The sequence below is a fragment of the Ralstonia sp. RL genome, from assembly GCF_001683835.1.
Lineage (GTDB): Bacteria > Pseudomonadota > Gammaproteobacteria > Burkholderiales > Burkholderiaceae > Ralstonia > Ralstonia mannitolilytica.
The window spans coordinates 1-16,098 of sequence record NZ_LWRX01000099.1 but is presented as its reverse complement, the minus strand read 5'-3'; the positions used below and the strand labels follow the sequence as shown (position 1 = coordinate 16,098).

General features: G+C 65.9%; 17 protein-coding genes. 10 read left to right on the top strand and 7 right to left on the bottom strand.

Going from position 1 to position 16,098, the window contains the following annotated elements; translation table 11 throughout:
• Nucleotides 1-21: 21 nt before the first annotated feature.
• The 5 genes from prfA (at nt 22) to A6M56_RS09805 (ending at nt 3,680) form a co-directional block, all read left to right on the top strand.
• Nucleotides 22-1,104, top strand: a complete 1,083-nt coding sequence (prfA, locus tag A6M56_RS09825) for a peptide chain release factor 1 (RefSeq protein ID WP_045787673.1) — start codon at nt 22-24, stop codon at nt 1,102-1,104.
• Between the two features lie 187 nt (nt 1,105-1,291).
• A complete protein-coding gene (locus A6M56_RS09820) occupies nt 1,292-1,660 on the top strand; it encodes a hypothetical protein (RefSeq protein WP_045784956.1) in 369 nt (122 codons plus the stop codon).
• 99 nt (nt 1,661-1,759) lie between these two features.
• Nucleotides 1,760-2,644 carry a peptide chain release factor N(5)-glutamine methyltransferase gene (prmC, locus tag A6M56_RS09815; protein WP_062739492.1) on the top strand — a complete coding sequence of 295 codons (885 nt, stop codon included), beginning with the start codon at nt 1,760-1,762 and terminating at the stop codon, nt 2,642-2,644.
• 74 nt (nt 2,645-2,718) lie between these two features.
• Nucleotides 2,719-3,030, top strand: coding sequence for a Grx4 family monothiol glutaredoxin (gene grxD, locus A6M56_RS09810; protein WP_045784958.1), 312 nt, complete (start codon nt 2,719-2,721; stop codon nt 3,028-3,030).
• Nucleotides 3,031-3,053: 23 nt separating this feature from the next.
• Entirely contained in the window at nt 3,054-3,680 is a 627-nt protein-coding gene (locus tag A6M56_RS09805; RefSeq protein WP_045784959.1) for a UbiX family flavin prenyltransferase, read from the top strand.
• 10 nt (nt 3,681-3,690) lie between these two features.
• On the opposite strand, the gene A6M56_RS09800 is transcribed toward A6M56_RS09805, so the two are convergent.
• Together A6M56_RS09800 and A6M56_RS09795 are read right to left on the bottom strand one after the other, a co-directional pair.
• Complete coding sequence (locus A6M56_RS09800; RefSeq protein WP_045784960.1) at nt 3,691-3,861, bottom strand: hypothetical protein; 171 nt, start codon at nt 3,859-3,861, stop codon at nt 3,691-3,693.
• A gap of 121 nt (nt 3,862-3,982) precedes the next feature.
• Entirely contained in the window at nt 3,983-4,711 is a 729-nt protein-coding gene (locus A6M56_RS09795) for a hypothetical protein (protein ID WP_102080148.1), read from the bottom strand.
• 362 nt (nt 4,712-5,073) lie between these two features.
• Here A6M56_RS09795 and A6M56_RS09790 point away from each other — a divergent pair, with 362 nt between their 5' ends.
• From A6M56_RS09790 to A6M56_RS09770, 5 genes are all read left to right on the top strand, one after another.
• On the top strand, nt 5,074-6,600 hold the full coding sequence (locus A6M56_RS09790; protein ID WP_164491291.1) for a glucan biosynthesis protein G: 1,527 nt from the start codon (nt 5,074-5,076) through the stop codon (nt 6,598-6,600).
• Nucleotides 6,573-9,152, top strand: a complete 2,580-nt coding sequence (gene mdoH / locus A6M56_RS09785; RefSeq protein WP_102080149.1) for a glucans biosynthesis glucosyltransferase MdoH — start codon at nt 6,573-6,575, stop codon at nt 9,150-9,152. Before A6M56_RS09790 ends, mdoH begins: the two co-directional genes overlap by 28 nt.
• 188 nt (nt 9,153-9,340) lie before the next feature.
• The gene (locus A6M56_RS09780) at nt 9,341-9,646 is read left to right on the top strand and encodes a hypothetical protein (RefSeq protein ID WP_045784964.1); all 306 of its coding nucleotides are present in this window, start codon (nt 9,341-9,343) and stop codon (nt 9,644-9,646) included.
• Between the two features lie 151 nt (nt 9,647-9,797).
• Complete coding sequence (locus A6M56_RS09775; RefSeq protein ID WP_045784965.1) at nt 9,798-10,286, top strand: aminoacyl-tRNA deacylase; 489 nt, start codon at nt 9,798-9,800, stop codon at nt 10,284-10,286.
• A 20-nt stretch (nt 10,287-10,306) separates the two neighbouring features.
• Entirely contained in the window at nt 10,307-10,540 is a 234-nt protein-coding gene (locus tag A6M56_RS09770; RefSeq protein WP_045784966.1) for a CDGSH iron-sulfur domain-containing protein, read from the top strand.
• Nucleotides 10,541-10,575: 35 nt separating this feature from the next.
• Here the strand turns inward: A6M56_RS09770 and ettA are convergent, their stop codons facing one another.
• The 5 genes from ettA to A6M56_RS09745 all read right to left on the bottom strand — a co-directional run.
• Nucleotides 10,576-12,243 carry an energy-dependent translational throttle protein EttA gene (ettA, locus tag A6M56_RS09765; protein WP_045784967.1) on the bottom strand — a complete coding sequence of 556 codons (1,668 nt, stop codon included), beginning with the start codon at nt 12,241-12,243 and terminating at the stop codon, nt 10,576-10,578.
• Nucleotides 12,244-12,391: 148 nt separating this feature from the next.
• The gene (locus tag A6M56_RS09760) at nt 12,392-12,760 is read right to left on the bottom strand and encodes a cytochrome o ubiquinol oxidase subunit IV (protein WP_045784968.1); all 369 of its coding nucleotides are present in this window, start codon (nt 12,758-12,760) and stop codon (nt 12,392-12,394) included.
• Complete coding sequence (cyoC, locus tag A6M56_RS09755; protein ID WP_045784969.1) at nt 12,761-13,396, bottom strand: cytochrome o ubiquinol oxidase subunit III; 636 nt, start codon at nt 13,394-13,396, stop codon at nt 12,761-12,763.
• A 3-nt stretch (nt 13,397-13,399) separates the two neighbouring features.
• The gene (gene cyoB / locus A6M56_RS09750; protein WP_286758089.1) at nt 13,400-15,379 is read right to left on the bottom strand and encodes a cytochrome o ubiquinol oxidase subunit I; all 1,980 of its coding nucleotides are present in this window, start codon (nt 15,377-15,379) and stop codon (nt 13,400-13,402) included.
• Between the two features lie 9 nt (nt 15,380-15,388).
• Nucleotides 15,389-16,098, bottom strand: a 710-nt coding sequence (locus tag A6M56_RS09745; RefSeq protein WP_286758088.1) for a COX aromatic rich motif-containing protein, incomplete at its 5' end; no start/stop codon positions are given.

Genomic DNA, 16,098 nt, shown 5'->3' with positions numbered 1-16,098 from the left:
ACCTCTTTCGCGATTGCCCGAATGAAGCCCAGCATGCTGTCCAAGCTCGACCAACTGGCCGAGCGCACCGTCGAAATCAACGCGCTGCTCGCGCGCGAAGACGCCACCGCCAATCTCGACCAATACCGCAAGCTCACGCGCGAGCACGCCGAGCTCGAGCCCGTGGTTGCGCAGTACGCAGCGTGGAAGCAGGCCCAGGAAGACGTCGCCACCGCCCAGGAGCTGCTGGCCGATCCCGACATGAAGGCCTTTGCCGAAGACGAGATCCGGGCCGCGCGCGAACGGATGGCGTCGCTCGAAGGCGAACTGCAGCGCCTGCTGCTGCCGAAAGATCCGAACGACCACCGCAACATCTTCGTGGAAATCCGCGCCGGCACGGGCGGTGATGAATCGGCCCTCTTCGCCGGCGACCTGCTGCGCATGTACACGCGCTTTGCCGAACGCCAGCGCTGGCAGGTGGAGATCGTAAGCGAATCGCCGTCGGACCTCGGCGGCTACAAGGAAGTGATCGCGCGGCTGGTGGGCGAAGGCGCGTACTCGCGGTTGAAGTTCGAATCGGGCGGGCACCGCGTGCAGCGCGTGCCGGCCACCGAGGCGCAGGGGCGCATCCATACATCGGCCTGCACCGTGGCGATCATGCCCGAGGCCGATGCACTGGCCGACATTCAGATCAACCCGGCGGACCTGCGCATCGATACGTTCCGCGCGTCGGGCGCGGGCGGCCAGCACATCAACAAGACCGATTCGGCCGTGCGCATCACGCACCTGCCGACCGGCCTGGTGGTGGAGTGCCAGGACGACCGCAGCCAGCACCGCAACAAGGACCGCGCCATGCAGGTCCTGGCGGCGCGCCTGAAGGACCGCCAGGAGCGCGAGGCGCAGGCCAAGGAAGCGAGCGCGCGCAAGAGCCTGATCGGCTCGGGCGACCGCTCCGACCGCATCCGCACGTACAACTTCCCGCAAGGCCGCGTGACCGACCACCGCATCAACCTGACGCTGTACAAGATCGATGCGATCATGGACGGCGACCTCGATGAACTGCTCGGCGCGCTCGCTGCCGAGCATCAGGCGGAGCAGCTCGCCGCGCTGAGTGACGAGAACTGAGCCGGCGAATTGTTAAAAAGCGCCGGCCTCGTAACATCCGCTTGCGTTTGATACAGCTTTGCGCGGTGGCGTGACGTCCACCCGTTCCTATAATCGATCCGATCGCGCCGAGTGCGCCGCTGGTCGCATCCGGTGGCCTCCCATCCAGACAGGCGCGGCAACCACCACGACGATCAGGAGAATCGCAATGCGTACCCAACTGCTGGCCATCACTGTTGCCACCACCCTCGCACTCGGCCTGGCCGCCTGCGGCAAGAAGGACGATGCCGCCGACCAAGCCGCGAAGAGCGCGCTGGAACAATCGAAGGATGCGGCCAAGCAGGCGGTCGACAACGCCGGCACCGCCGTGAGCAAGGCCGCCGACGCCGCCAAGGTCGAGCTCTCGCAAGCCGCGTCGAATGCGCAGGTCTCGGCTTCGGGCGCGCTCGCCCAGGCGAAGGACGCCGCCAAGGAAGCCGCCGACAAGACGGCCGATGCCGCGAAGGTCGCCGCCGACAAGACCGCGGAAGCCACGAAGGAAGCGGCCAACAAGGTCAAGGACGCGACCAAGCAGTAAGCGCCGCGCCTGCTTGCGCACCGACCCGCTCGCGGGCCCGCGCCACATCGGCCGGGCCCGTGTTATTTTGTGCGCCCGATTGCTGCCCGTCCGTCCGCCGTGCCGTCTGCCCCGCTCATTCCGCCCGAATCCCTCGCCCGTGTGGCCGATGCGCTGGCCGCACTCGCGCGTGCGGGCTTGCCGGCGCTCGAGGCCCGCATGCTGGTATCGCACGTGACGGGCCTCTCGCGCGTGCAGCTCATTACGCAGGACGCCTGCGCAGTGGAAGACGCCGCCCGCCGCCGGATCAGCGAGCTGGCCACGCGGCGCCTGGCGGGCGAACCCATGGCGTACCTGCTCGGCGAGCGGGAGTTCTTCGGCCGGGTGTTCAGGGTGTCGCCGGCCGTGCTGATTCCACGCCCGGATACCGAAGTGCTGGTCGAACAGGCGCTGGACCGTCTCGAAGAACGCGACGCGCCCAGCGTGCTCGACATGGGCACCGGCAGCGGCATCATCGCCGTCACGATTGCGCTGGCACGGCCCGACGCGCGGGTATGGGCCACCGACGCCTCGGCCGAGGCCCTGGCGGTCGCAAGGGACAACGCACAGGCGCTGGGCGCACCGAACGTACAGACGGCGCTCGGCGATTGGTACGGCGCGCTCGCCGCAACCGACGCCCCGCCGGCATTCGACCTGATCGTCAGCAACCCACCCTACATTGCCGCGGCCGATGCGCACCTGGGCCAGGGCGACCTGCGCTTCGAACCGGCCGGCGCCCTCACCGACGACGGCGACGGCCTGCGCCATCTGCGCACGATCGTCGCGGGCGCGCCGGCACGCCTGGCGGCCGGAGCCTGGCTGCTGCTCGAGCACGGCTACGACCAGGGCGCGGCCGTGCGTGCGCTCTTGGCGGGGGCCGGTTTCGCCGACGTCTTCACCGTGCAGGATCTGGGCGGCCAGGACCGCTGCAGCGGCGGACAATGGCGGGCAGAGAACCGCGCCTGACGAACCCCGCTAAAATGAACGGGTTTTCCAATGTGGACGCGGCTGCGCCGCTCCCCCAACGAATCGAGTTCCCCATGAGCACCACGCACGAAAAGATCGACCAGATCGTCAAAGGCCACCCCGTCGTCCTCTTCATGAAGGGCACGGCGCAATTTCCGATGTGCGGCTTCTCCGGTCGCGCCATCCAGATCCTGAAGGCGTGCGGCGTCGATCAGCCGTACACCGTGAACGTGCTGGAGGATGACGAGATCCGCCAGGGCATCAAGGAATACGCGAACTGGCCGACCATTCCGCAGCTGTATATCAAGGGCGAGTTCATCGGCGGCTCGGACATCATGATGGAGATGTACCAGAGCGGTGAACTGCAGCCGCTGCTGGCTGCCTGAGCGCGTCGACAGCGTCGTTCAGCGTGACTGCGCCCGCGCCTTCCCCCCCTGCCAATGCGGCGCGCCCGCGCCGCATCATCGTGGCGATCACGGGCGCGTCGGGGGCGATCTATGGCGTGCGGCTGCTGCAGGTCCTGCAGGGACTGCGGGAATCGGCGGGAGTGGAATCGCACCTGCTGATGTCGCCGGCGGGGCTGATGAACGTGCAGCATGAGCTGCACATGGCCCGCGAGGAAGTGGAAGCGCTGGCGCACGTGGTCCACAACGTGCGCGACATCGGTGCGACCATCGCCAGCGGTTCATTTGCCGCCGAAGCCATGGTGGTGGCGCCGTGCTCCATGAAGACGCTCGCCGCCGTGGCACACGGCCTGTCGGACAACCTCATCGCCCGCGCGGCAGACGTCACGCTCAAGGAGCGCCGCCGGCTCGTCCTCATGGTGCGCGAAACGCCGTTGAACCTGGCGCACCTGCGCAATATGACGGCCGTCACCGAGATGGGCGGCATCGTCTTCCCGCCCGTGCCGGGGTTTTATCAGCGGCCCAAGACGATCGACGACCTCGTCGACCATACGGTCGGGCGCGTGCTCGATCTGCTGGGCCTGCCGCAGACCCTGGCGCCCGGCTGGCCCGGGCTGCATTCTCCGGACTAGGGCAGGTCCGTCAGCGGTGGTAGTAGTTGAAGCGCACCGCCGGCCCCCAGTAGCCGTAACCACCGTAGTAGACCGGCGCCGGAGCCGCATAGACCGGCGCGGGCGCCACGGCCACCGGTGCCGGGTAAACGGCACATCCCCCAAGTGTCGCGGCCAACAAGGCCAGAGCCACGATTTTCATGATGAGTGTCCTTCGGCCCCTCCATTGAGGCCACGCGGACGTTATAAGCGGCGGCGCGCGACGCCTGGGTCATGCACGTGTAAGCGCTGTAACGGAAGGTGACGGACGCGTGTCGGTCACCTCACTGATGTGATGCCGAGTTCCTGCCACTCGCCTTGCCAGCCGCCGCCGGCGCAGAAGCCGCCACACCGGATGCGGGCTTGGGCGCGTCGGGGTCCACCTCGGCGCGCATCTGGTCCATCACCGCGCCGGCGCGGGGCCCCCAGAGAAACTCCACCGTGCCGTTCTGCGGCTCTTCCGGAATGGCATACATCGTGACGATGGTCTGCGCGCCGGTCCAGCGCGCACGCAGCGATTCCACCGTCTTGCCCGACCTGAGCTTGAGCGGCGCCTTGCCTTCCTGCGCCGGCTTGCCATAGCGGTCGGACAGCGCCTGGAACACACGCTGCTCCGTATCGACGCCGCGCGTCGGCACGAACAGCCCGGCAACGTTGCCTTGATCGATCAGGAGCACGGCTTGCGGGCCGTCCATCAGCTCGGGCCGCTTGGCCGACGGCACGCCAAGCGAGCGGGTGCGGCCATGCGACTCGAGCACGTCGGAGCAGTATTCGGAGACGTCCTTGCCGCCGGCCGCACGCACATCCTGGCACGAAGGCAGCCTGGGCAGCGGCTTGCCGAGCGGAAAGGCGTCCAGCAGCGCCGCCACATCGCCGGGATCGCGCGCCGCCTTGGCCGATGCTGCCTGGGGCGCGTTCTTGGCGGCAGGGGCGGCAAACGCCGCGGCCGCCAGCAGCGAAGTCGAAAAGGCAAGCGCTGCAATCGTGGCAGCGCGTCGCGTCCAGCGGGTCATGCGAACTCCATGAAAAAAAGAGCCGAGAGTGTGCCATGCGGAAACGCCGGCACGCAGCGAACCGGTTCTGACCGTAGGCCGGCGGCCCGCGTTCCCGTCAACCGAACGGCTGAGTGGCGGGGAGCCACAGCTTTACACGCGGTTTGACGCGGTTACCGGCAAGATGGAGGCGAAAACGTTATCAAAATGTTGCCACTTTTGATCTCACAAAGATCCGGCGGGTAAAATCTCGGCGGCACAGACGAATGACCGGCAGGCTCCCAGCGTCACGTTCCTTGGGCCGGCCGCATAAACGCGATCTCATTTTGAACATTCCCTCCGCTGTTCCCCCCCGTTCCCCGCTGGCGGCCCGGGCCCGCTCGGTGGCCGGCTATGCGCGGCTTGCCGTGGGCCTGCTGGCGCTGGCCTCGGCTCATGCGGCGCTCGCCTTCGGCCTGAACGACGTGGCCCTGCGCGCCCGCCAGCTGGCTGCCAAGCCGTACCAGGCGCCCGCCAACACCCTGCCGCGCGAACTGCGCGAGCTGCGCTACGACCAGTACCGCGAAATCCGCTTCAAATCCGACCTGGCCTACTGGCGCAAGGACAAGCTGCCGTTCGAGCTCGGCTTCTTCCACGAAGGCTCGTATTACGACCAGCCGGTGAAGATCAACGAGGTGTCGCCGGCCGGCGTGCGCGAGATCCGCTTCGACCCAGGCCTGTTCGACTACGGCCCCATCAAGCTGGACCCGAAGCAGCTGCACAAGCTCGGTTTCGCGGGCTTCCGGGTGCACTACCCGATGAACACGCCCAAGTACAAGGACGAAGTGATCGTCTTCCTGGGCGCGTCGTACTTCCGCGCGATCGGCAAGAACCAGGTCTATGGGCTGTCGGCACGGGGCCTGGCGATCGACACCGCGCTCAATTCGGGCGAAGAATTCCCGCGCTTCACCGATTTCTGGATCGAGCGCCCCGCCGCCAACGCGAAAGAACTCACGATCTACGCGCTGCTCAACTCGCGCCGCGCCACGGGCGCCTACCGCTTCGTCATCAAGCCGGGCACCGATACCGTGGTGGACGTGAAGGCGCAGCTCTACATGCGGGAGAACGTGAGCAAGCTGGGCATTGCGCCGCTCACGAGCATGTTCTTCTTTGGCGAGAACCAGCCGGCCGCCAACCTCGACTTCCGCCCCGAGGTGCATGACTCCGACGGGCTGTCGGTGCTCTCAGGCACCGGCGAATGGATCTGGCGTCCGCTGACCAACCCGAAGCGCCTGCTGGTGAGCTCGTTTGCCACCACCAACCCCGGCGGCTTCGGCCTGATGCAGCGCGACCGCGCGTTCTCGAGCTACGAAGAGATCGGCGACCGCTACGAGCTGCGTCCCAGCGCATGGGTCGAACCCGTGGGCAAGTGGGGCGCGGGGCGCGTCGAACTCGTGCAGATCCCGACGCCTGACGAGACCAACGACAACGTCGTCGCCTACTGGGTGCCCGAAAACCCGCCCAAGCCGCAGCAGCCGTTCAATCTCGAGTACCGCATGCTGTGGCAGAAGGAGAGCGACAGGAAGCCGGCCCTGGCGTGGGTCGCGCAGACGCGCCGCTCGCATGGCTGGACGACCAAGCGCCCGGACGAACGCAAGCCCGACGACACGATCGCCTTCGTGGTCGACTTCGAAGGGCCCGCACTGGCGAAGCTGCCGCCCAACGCACCGGTGGAGCCGGTGTTCTCTGCAGACGCCAACGGCAAGATCGAATCGATCTTCGGCCAACCCAACACCGCGACCGGCGGCTGGCGCGTGACCGTGCGCCTCAAGCGGGTCGACGACGACAAACCAGTGGAGCTGCGCGGCTACCTGCGCAGCCGCGGTACCGGACTTTCTGAGACGTGGAGCTACCTGCTACCCCCGGGCTGACCGCCCAGACCGGCGGCGCCGCGGGCCCTGCCACCACCGGCCCGGCCACGGCGCAATCCGTGGCCGATCGTTATCTTGAGGCGCTGCCGCTAGCGCCAGACGCACGCGCGGCGCTGCTGCGCGATGCCGGCATCGGCCGTGGCGACGACGACGCCGTTGCGCTGACCAAGCTCCATCGCGCCCTGGCAAAGCTCGACGCCGCGCAGACCACCTCGCTGGAAGCGCAAGCGCCCGCCTACGCATCCGTGGGCACGCGCCTGGACGCCGCGTACGGCGCCACGCGCGCGAACGCCGCATCAGCGGAGCCCGCGGCCGAGCCGGCGCCGCCCATTCAGCACGACGGCGAAGGCCGCATTCATCTGGACACGGGGCCCCAGCCCGCGCGCCGCTCGATGGTGCCTTGGCCGTGGGTGCTCGGGCCGATCTGGCGCGCGCGCAAGGCCGTCGAGCGCTGGATGCACGGCGGCAAGAAGCCGGTGCCGTATGAAGCGCCGGACTCGCCGGACCCGAAGGGCATCTGGCGCTTCGTCGGCGCGCGGCGGCGCCTGACGCTGCTTGCGCTGATGATCGCCCAGACCGTCGCCGCCACCTGGGCGATGAGCACCGTGCTGCCGTACCACGGCCGCGACTGGCTCGAAGCCGTCATCATCGTGCTGTTCGCGGTGCTGTTCTGCTGGGTCTCGGCGGGGTTCTGGACGGCCATCACGGGCTTCCTGCTGCTGGCCTTCCATGGCGACCGCTTTGTCATCTCGCGCCGCGCCGCACGCGATGCGGTGATCCCGGACGATGCGCGCACCGCCATCGTCATGCCGATCGCCAACGAAGACGTGCAGCGCGTGTTTGCCGGGCTGCGCGCGACCTACGAATCGCTGGAGCGCACGGGCCACCTGGAACACTTCGACTTTTTCGTGCTGTCGGATTCCGGTGACCCGGACATCCGCACCGCGGAGGCCGACGCCTGGCTGCACCTGTGTCGCGCGCTGAACGGCTTCGGCCGCATCTTCTACCGCTGGCGCCGCCACCGGGTGAAGCGCAAGAGCGGCAACATCGACGACTTCTGCCGGCGCTGGGGCGGCAAGTACCGCTACATGATCGTGCTCGACGCCGACAGCGTCATGAGCGGCGATTGCCTGACGCGCCTGGTGCAATTGATGGAAGGCGCGCCTTCGGCCGGCATCATCCAGACCGCACCGCGCGCTGCCGGCCGCGATACGCTGTATGCGCGCATCCAGCAGTTCGCCACGCGCGTGTACGGGCCGCTCTTCACGGCGGGCCTGCACTACTGGCAACTGGGCGAATCGCACTACTGGGGCCACAACGCCATCATCCGGCTGGACCCGTTCATCAAGCACTGCGCACTCGCGCCGATTCCGGGCAAGGGGTCGCTGTCGGGCGAGATCATGTCGCACGACTTCGTCGAGGCCGCGCTGATGCGCCGCGCCGGCTGGGCCGTCTGGATTGCCTACGACCTTGACGGCAGCTACGAAGAGATGCCGCCCAATCTGCTGGACGAACTGGGCCGCGACCGCCGCTGGTGCCACGGCAACCTGATGAACTTCCGCCTGTTTGGCGCCCCAGGGTTCCATCGCGTGCATCGCGCGGTGTTCATCACCGGTGTGATGGCGTACCTCTCGGCGCCGCTGTGGTTCCTGTTCCTGCTGCTGTCGACGGCGCTGCTGGCCAAGCACACGCTGATCGCGCCGGAGTACTTCACGCAGCCGCGCCAGCTGTTCCCAATCTGGCCGGAATGGCACCCGGAAAAGGCTGCGGCGCTGTTCTCGGCCACGGCCACGGTGCTGTTCCTGCCGAAGATCCTGAGCGTGCTGGTGCTGTGGGCGCAGGGCCCGAAGCGGTTCGGGGGTGCGCTGCACCTGGCGCTGTCGATGGCGATCGAAGCGGCGTTCTCGGTGCTGGCTGCGCCGGTGCGCATGCTGTTCCACACGCGTTTCGTGACGGCGGCATTCCTCGGCTGGAAGGTGCACTGGAAGTCGCCACCGCGCGAAGACGCACAGACCCACTGGAGCGACGCCTTCCGCCACCATGGGCTGCACACTCTCATCGGCATCGTGTGGGCCGCGCTGGTGTACTGGCTGAACCCGAGCTTCCTGTGGTGGCTGTCGCCGGTGGTCGGGGCGTTGGTCATCTCCATTCCGCTGTCGGTGTTCTCGAGCCGAGTCAGCCTGGGCCGGCGCATGCGCCGCCTGCGGCTGTTCATGATTCCCGAAGAGGTGCGTCCGCCGCGCGAGCTGCGCGCCATGCGCAAGCACCTGCGCAATGCGCCGCCGATGCCGGACTTCCGCCAGGCTGTCGTCGATCCCGTCACGAACGCCCTGATGTGCGCGATCGGCACGGCGCGCTTTCCACACGATCCGCGCTTGGTCGCCGTGCGGGAGGCGACGGTGCGACACGCGCTGGAAGTGGGCCCGGACAAGCTCACGGGCAAGCAGAAGCTGGTACTGCTCTCGGATCCGTTCTCGCTGTCGGCGCTGCATCTTGCGGTGTGGTCGTCACCCGAACAGCGTGCAGCGTGGCGACCGCCCGCCCAGGCCTGAACACGACGCAGGCACGAAACGCCGCGCCCCATCCGGCTCTTGCCGATGGGGCGTTTTAACTTTCCGTTACATCGGTAGGATTTGCGTATCACCTGAACCGGGCTCCGATTCATAGAATGGCATCACGAACTTGATATACGAAGTCGACGGCACAACGGCCCGGCCTCGCAACCGTAAGGAGAAGCATCATGAAACGCACACTGCTCGCATTCGTTCTGGGTGGCGCCGCGCTGTGCGCCTCGACGGCCGCGCTGGCGCACGTGGACGTTGGCGTGTCGATTGGCGTGCCGGCACCGGTGTATGTCGCCCCGGCGCCTGTATATGTGCCGCCGCCCCCGGTCGTGTATCGCCCGGCGCCGGTCTACGCGCCCGCCCCTGTGGTCTACGGCGGTTACTACCGCGACGATTGGCGCGAACGTGCCTGGCGCCGCCACGAATGGCGTGAGCACGCCTGGCGCGAACACGAATGGCGCGAACGCCACGGCTGGCGCTGAACCGCTCCAGTTCGACGTCCTGCCCGGGCCGCTCATCTGAGCGGCCCGATGCTTTTGTGCCCTATCCTCGCACCAGCGCGAAACCGACCTATGCTGACGTAGCGGCCACAGCAATTCCGCCGCGGGCCGCCAACCCATACGGGAGGACGCCATGTCGATCTCCAGCACCCTCGACAGCTGCCTGCGCAGCAAAGGCTGCCTGTACGAGGTGATTCGCCATCCGCACAGCCACACCAGCACTGAAACCGCGCAGGTCGCGCACGTGCCCGGCGACCGTCTGGCCAAGACGCTGCTGCTCGAAGACAAGCTCGGCTACGTGGCGGCCGTGCTGCCCTCGACGTACCACCTGCATCTCTCGGAACTGCAAAAGGAGTCGGGCCGTCAGGATCTGACGCTGGCCGACGAATCGGAGCTGCGCGAAGTCTTCAAGGACTGCGACGTGGGGGCCGTGCCGCCGGTGGGCATGGCCTACGGCATGCCGACCTACATCGATAGCAGCCTCATGACCCACGGCGATGTGTACTTCGAAGCCGGCGACCACGAGAACGTGGTCCACATGGACATGGACCAGTTCATGGCGCTGATGCGCGATGCCAAGCCCGCGCGCTTCGCCTATCGCATGCAGGGCGTGCTGTTCTGAGCTGTTCGCAGGAGGCCATCATGGCCGACGACGCGGTCGTCACGGTCCGCAACAACGGGCCGTGTCACATCAAGGGAAGCTTTCGGATCGTCACCCAGAACGGGCGCGAGTTGACAGTGGCAGCAGACCAGGTCTGGCTGTGCCGATGCGGGCATTCGTTGAACAAACCGTTCTGTGACGGCTCGCACAAGCGCATCGAGTTCGACAGCAACCTCGACGCGTTGCCGCCGGTCGAGGCCGACCGGTCGCCTTAAAAAGGAGCGCGGGCCGGCAAGCCCGCGCGTTTCCTTTAACGAACGACCGGCTTGTAGCGGATGCGCTTGGGCTTGGCGCCCTCTTCGCCCAGGCGCTTTTTCTTGTCGGCTTCGTATTCCTGGTAGTTGCCCGGGAAGAATTCGACGTGCGAATCGCCCTCAAACGCGATGATGTGCGTGGCGATCCGGTCCAGGAACCAGCGGTCGTGCGAGATCACCATCACGCAGCCGGCAAACTCCAGCAGCGCGTCTTCCAGCGCACGCAGCGTTTCCACGTCGAGGTCGTTCGACGGCTCGTCCAGCAGCAGCACGTTGCCGCCCGAGATCAGCGTCTTGGCCAGGTGCAGGCGCCCGCGCTCGCCACCCGAGAGCGTGCCGACCTGCTTCTGCTGGTCGCCGCCCTTGAAGTTGAAGCGGCCGATGTACGCACGCGACGGCGTTTCGTACTTGCCGACGGTCAGGATGTCGGCGCCGCCGGAGATCTCTTCGAAGACGGTCTTGTCGGCGGACAGCGCATCGCGGCTCTGGTCCACGTAGGCGAGCTTGACGGTCGGGCCGATCTTGATGGTGCCGGAGTCCGGCTGCTCCTTGCCGGTGATCATGCGGAACAGCGTTGACTTGCCCGCGCCGTTCGGACCGATGATGCCCACGATGGCGCCAGGCGGAATCGTAAAGCTGAGGTTGTCGATCAGCAGGCGGTCGCCGTAGCTCTTGCTCACGTTCTGGAATTCGATCACCTCATTGCCCAGGCGCTCGCCGGCGGGAATGAAGATTTCCTGCGTTTCGTTGCGCTTTTGATATTCCTGGCTGTTGAGCTCGTCAAAGCGGGCCAGACGCGCCTTCGACTTGGCCTGGCGGCCCTTCGGGTTCTGGCGCACCCATTCGAGTTCCTTCTTCAGCGCCTTCTGGCGGGCCGATTCCGTGGCCTCTTCCTGCTTCAGGCGCGTCTCTTTCTGGTCGAGCCACGAGCTGTAGTTGCCCTTCCAGGGGATGCCGTGGCCACGGTCCAGTTCGAGGATCCACTCGGCGGCGTTGTCGAGGAAGTAGCGGTCGTGGGTCACGGCCACGACGGTGCCCGGGAAGCGCGTGAGGAACTGCTCGAGCCAATCCACCGATTCGGCGTCCAGGTGGTTGGTCGGTTCGTCCAGCAGCAGCATGTCGGGGCGCGAAAGCAGCAGCTTGCACAGCGCGACGCGGCGCTTTTCACCGCCCGAGAGGTGCTCGATCCTGGCATCCCACGGCGGCAGGCGCAGCGCGTCGGCGGCAATTTCGAGCTGCAGTTCGACGTTGTCGCCTGCACCGGCCGCGATGATCGCCTCCAGGCGCGCCTGTTCTTCGGCCAGCTTGTCGAAATCGGCGTCGGGCTCGGCATAGGCGGCGTAGATGGCTTCGAGCTGCTTCTGCGCGTCCATCACTTCGCCCATGCCGCTTTCGACTTCCTCGCGCACGGTCTTTGCCGGATCGAGCTGCGGCTCCTGCGGCAGGTAGCCGATGTTCAGGTTCGGCATCGGCGTGGCTTCGCCTTCGATGTCCTTGTCGATGCCCGCCATGATCTTCAGCAGCGTCGACTTGCCAGAACCGTTCAGGCCCAGCACGCCGATCTTGGCACCGGGAAAGAACGACAGCGAGATGTCCTTGAGAATCTGGCGCTTGGGCGGAACGATCTTGCCCACGCGGTTCATCGTGAAAACGTACTGTGACATAGGTAAAAAGCGGGCGTAAAAGCGGAGAAAACCGCTCGAATTGGGGAACCTGCGGAGTGTAGCAAAGCCAGGATGCCAAGCCGCATGGGCAAAAGAAAAGGCGCCCGCTCGGGGCGCCCTTCCGGCGTTGCAGGAGGCCAGGCCTGCGTTACATCGTCATCATGTTGGCATTCATGTTGTGCATGACCCACAGCGAGCCGACGATCACAATCGCCAGGATCAGCAGCGTGAACAGGAAGGCCATCACGTTCCAGCGCTGAGCCGACGAGCCGTCCAGGTGCAGGAAATAGATCAGGTGCACGACGATCTGGACCACGGCCAGGGCCATCACCGTCACCAGCACGGTCTGGTGCGAATAGCCGCCGTCCATGACCATCTTGAACGGGATGACGGTCAGGATCACGGCCAGCACGAAGCCGATCAGGTAGCCCTTGACCGTGGCATGGCCTGCGCCGCCGGCGGCATGGCCTTGGGCGTCATCATGCGCGACGACGGTCGTTGCGTTGGTCTGTTCCATTTACATCGCTCCCAGCAGATACACGACGGTAAACACGCCGATCCACACCACGTCCAAGAAGTGCCAGAACAGCGACAGGCACGCCAAGCGCGTCGATTGCGTCTGCGTCAGGCCCTTGCGGCTGATCTGCCACATCAGGACGGCGATCCACAGCAGGCCGCTCGCGACGTGCAGACCGTGCGTGCCGACCAGCACGAAGAACGACGACAGGAACGCGCTGCGGTTCGGACCCGCGCCTTCCGCGATCAGGTGGTGGAACTCGTTGATTTCCATGCCGACGAACGCGGCGCCCAGCAGGAACGTGATGCCCAGCCACAGCATCACCTGATCCTTGCGGCCGTTCTGCAGGCTGATCATCACCATGCCGTAGGTGATGGACGACACCAGCAGGATGCCGGTTTCGATCGCCACGTACGACAGATCGAAGAGCTCCTTGCCCGTCGGGCCGCCCGCCGTCGCACCGCGCAGCACGCAGAACGTGGCAAACAGCGACGCGAAGATGATCAAGTCGCTCATCAGGTACACCCAGAAGCCGAAGACCTTGGTGTCTGCGGCATCGTGGTGGTGCGCATGGTCATGCGCGTGGCCATGCGCGGCGGCGTGCGCCGCGTGGCCGTCTAGAACATTGGTAGCCATGGTTTACGCCTGCGAACCGATACGTTGGGAGTAGGCCGACTCGGTCTCGTGGACCTCGTGAGCGGGCACGTAGTAATCGATGTCGTCGTTGTTGCTGCGGAGGATGAAGCTGACGATCATGCCGGCCAGGCCAAGCACGGCCATCCACCAGATGTGCCAGATCAGCGCGAAGCCCATCACCACCGAGAACATGCCGATGAAGAACCCGGCGCCGGTGTTCTTCGGCATGTGGATCTTCTCGTAGCTGGCCGCGGCCTGCGTCGGTACTTCACCGCGCGCCTTCATGTCGGCGAAGGCGTCGATGTCGCGCACGACGGGCAGCACCGGGAAGTTGTAGTGCGCCGGCGGCGACGACGTCGCCCATTCCAGCGTACGGCCGCCCCACGGGTCGCCGGTCACATCCGCCAGTGCGTGGCGGTTGCGGATACTGACGAAGATCTGGATCAGCTGCGAAGCGATACCACAGGCGATGATCGCGGCGCCGATCACGGCGACGATCAGCCACGGCTGCCATGCCGGGTTGTCGGTATGGTTCAGACGGCGCGTCATGCCCATGAAGCCCAGCACATACAGCGGCATGAACGCCGTGTAGAAGCCCACGAACCAGCACCAGAAGGCGCGCTTGCCCCACTTCTCGTCCAGCTTGAAGCCGAAGGCCTTCGGGAACCAGTAGGTGATACCAGCCAGGTAGCCGAACACCACGCCACCGATGATGGTGTTGTGGAAGTGAGCGATCAGGAACAGGCTGTTGTGCAGCAGGAAGTCGGCGCCCGGCACGGCCAGCAGCACGCCGGTCATGCCGCCGATCACGAAGGTGGTCATGAAGCCGATCGTCCACAGCATCATCGAGTTCAGCTCGACGCGGCCGCGGTACATCGTGAACAGCCAATTGAAGATCTTCACGCCCGTCGGGATCGAGATGATCATCGTCGCGATGCCGAAGAACGCGTTGACGTTCGCACCCGAGCCCATGGTGAAGAAGTGGTGCAGCCACACCAGGAACGACAGCACGGTGATGCCGGCGGTTGCCCACACCATCGACGTGTAGCCGAACAGCTTCTTGCGCGAGAACGTCGAGACGATTTCCGAGAACATGCCGAACGCCGGCAGGATCAGGATGTACACCTCGGGGTGGCCCCAGATCCAGATCAGGTTCACGTACAGCATGGCGTTGCCGCCCAGTTCGTTCGTGAAGAAGTGCATGTCGAGGTAGCGGTCGGCGCCCAGCAGCGCCAGCGCCACGGTCAGCACCGGGAAGGCGGCCACGACCAGGATCATCGAGCACAGCGAGGTCCAGGTGAAGATCGGCATGCGCATCAGCGTCATGCCCGGCGCGCGCATCTTGAAGATGGTCGCGACGAAGTTCACGCCGGTCAGCAATGTCCCGAGGCCAGATATCTGCAACGCCCAGATGTAGTAGTCGACCCCCACGCCGGGGCTGTAAGCCAGCTCCGACAGCGGTGGGTACGCCAGCCAGCCGGTGCGGGCGAATTCGCCCACGCCCAGCGACACGTTGATCAGCACCACACCGGCAGCCGCCAGCCAGAACGACAGCGTGTTCAGGAACGGGAAGGCCACGTCGCGCGCGCCGATCTGCAGCGGCACGATCAGGTTGATCAGGCCTGTCATCAGCGGCATGGCCATGAAGAAAATCATGATCACGCCGTGCGCGGTAAAGATCTGGTCGTAGTGCTCAGGCGGCAGATAGCCGGCACCGCCGCCCGAGGCGACTGCCAGTTGCGAGCGCATCATGATGGCGTCGGCAAAGCCGCGCAGCAGCATCACGATGGCCAGAATGCAGTACATCACGCCGATCTTCTTGTGGTCGACCGAGGTGATCCACTCATTCCAGAGATACGACCACTTCTTGAGATAGGTGATCAGGCCCACCAGCCCTGCCCCACCCAGCAGAATGGCCGACACCGTCACGACCACGATGGGCTCGTGCAGCGGAATGGCCTCCAGACTCAACTTGCCAAACATCGTCAACTCCTAGGAATTCTTGCGCACTGCGTTGGCAGCGGCGGGGGCCGGCAGGGCCGACTGCACCGGGGCCGGCGTCGCAATCGTCTCGGCCGTTTCCACGGTGCAGGCGCCATTGCCCAGCGCCTCGTCGAGCGTCAGGACCTTGTCCGAGTCGCCCATGTATTTGTGCAGAATGCTGTGGTACAGCGTCGGGTCCACCGAGGCGTACATCGCCGGCGGCACCTTCTCGCTCGGCTTGGCCAGCGCTGCGTAGCCTTCCTTGGTCAGGCTCTGCGACGACGCGCGGACCTGCTTGACCCAGGCGTCGAATTCTTCGTTGGTCATGGCCGTGGCCTTGAACTTCATGCCCGTGAAGCCGGAGCCGCTGTAGTTCGACGACATGCCGTCAAACACACCGGTCTCGTTGGCGATCAGGTGCAGCTTGGTCTGCATGCCCGCCATGGCGTACACCTGGCTGCCGAGTTGCGGGATGAAGAACGCGTTCATCACCGTGTCGGACGTGATCTTGAAGTTGATCGGGGTGTTGGCCGGGAACGCGAGCTGGTTGACCGTCGCGATCTTCAGCTCCGGATAGATGAACAGCCACTTCCAGTCGAGCGAGACGGCCTCGACCGTGATGGGCTTCACATCCGATTCGATCGGCTTGTACGGATCGAGCGCGTGCGTGGACTTGTACGTGATCCAGCCCAGGACAACGATGATCAGGCACGGGATCA

Bases quoted from the DNA above. Each gene is read 5' to 3' on its own strand.
- cyoB (WP_286758089.1), bottom strand. From the start codon at position 15,379: ATGTTTGGCAAGTTGAGTCTGGAGGCCATTCCGCTGCACGAGCCCATC.
- A6M56_RS09770 (WP_045784966.1), top strand. From the start codon at position 10,307: ATGGCCGACGACGCGGTCGTCACGGTCCGCAACAACGGGCCGTGTCAC.
- prfA (WP_045787673.1), top strand. From the start codon at position 22: ATGAAGCCCAGCATGCTGTCCAAGCTCGACCAACTGGCCGAGCGCACC.
- A6M56_RS09780 (WP_045784964.1), top strand. From the start codon at position 9,341: ATGAAACGCACACTGCTCGCATTCGTTCTGGGTGGCGCCGCGCTGTGC.
- grxD (WP_045784958.1), top strand. From the start codon at position 2,719: ATGAGCACCACGCACGAAAAGATCGACCAGATCGTCAAAGGCCACCCC.
- A6M56_RS09800 (WP_045784960.1), bottom strand. From the start codon at position 3,861: ATGAAAATCGTGGCTCTGGCCTTGTTGGCCGCGACACTTGGGGGATGT.
- A6M56_RS09775 (WP_045784965.1), top strand. From the start codon at position 9,798: ATGTCGATCTCCAGCACCCTCGACAGCTGCCTGCGCAGCAAAGGCTGC.
- ettA (WP_045784967.1), bottom strand. From the start codon at position 12,243: ATGTCACAGTACGTTTTCACGATGAACCGCGTGGGCAAGATCGTTCCG.
- A6M56_RS09820 (WP_045784956.1), top strand. From the start codon at position 1,292: ATGCGTACCCAACTGCTGGCCATCACTGTTGCCACCACCCTCGCACTC.
- A6M56_RS09795 (WP_102080148.1), bottom strand. From the start codon at position 4,711: ATGACCCGCTGGACGCGACGCGCTGCCACGATTGCAGCGCTTGCCTTT.
- cyoC (WP_045784969.1), bottom strand. From the start codon at position 13,396: ATGGCTACCAATGTTCTAGACGGCCACGCGGCGCACGCCGCCGCGCAT.
- A6M56_RS09760 (WP_045784968.1), bottom strand. From the start codon at position 12,760: ATGGAACAGACCAACGCAACGACCGTCGTCGCGCATGATGACGCCCAA.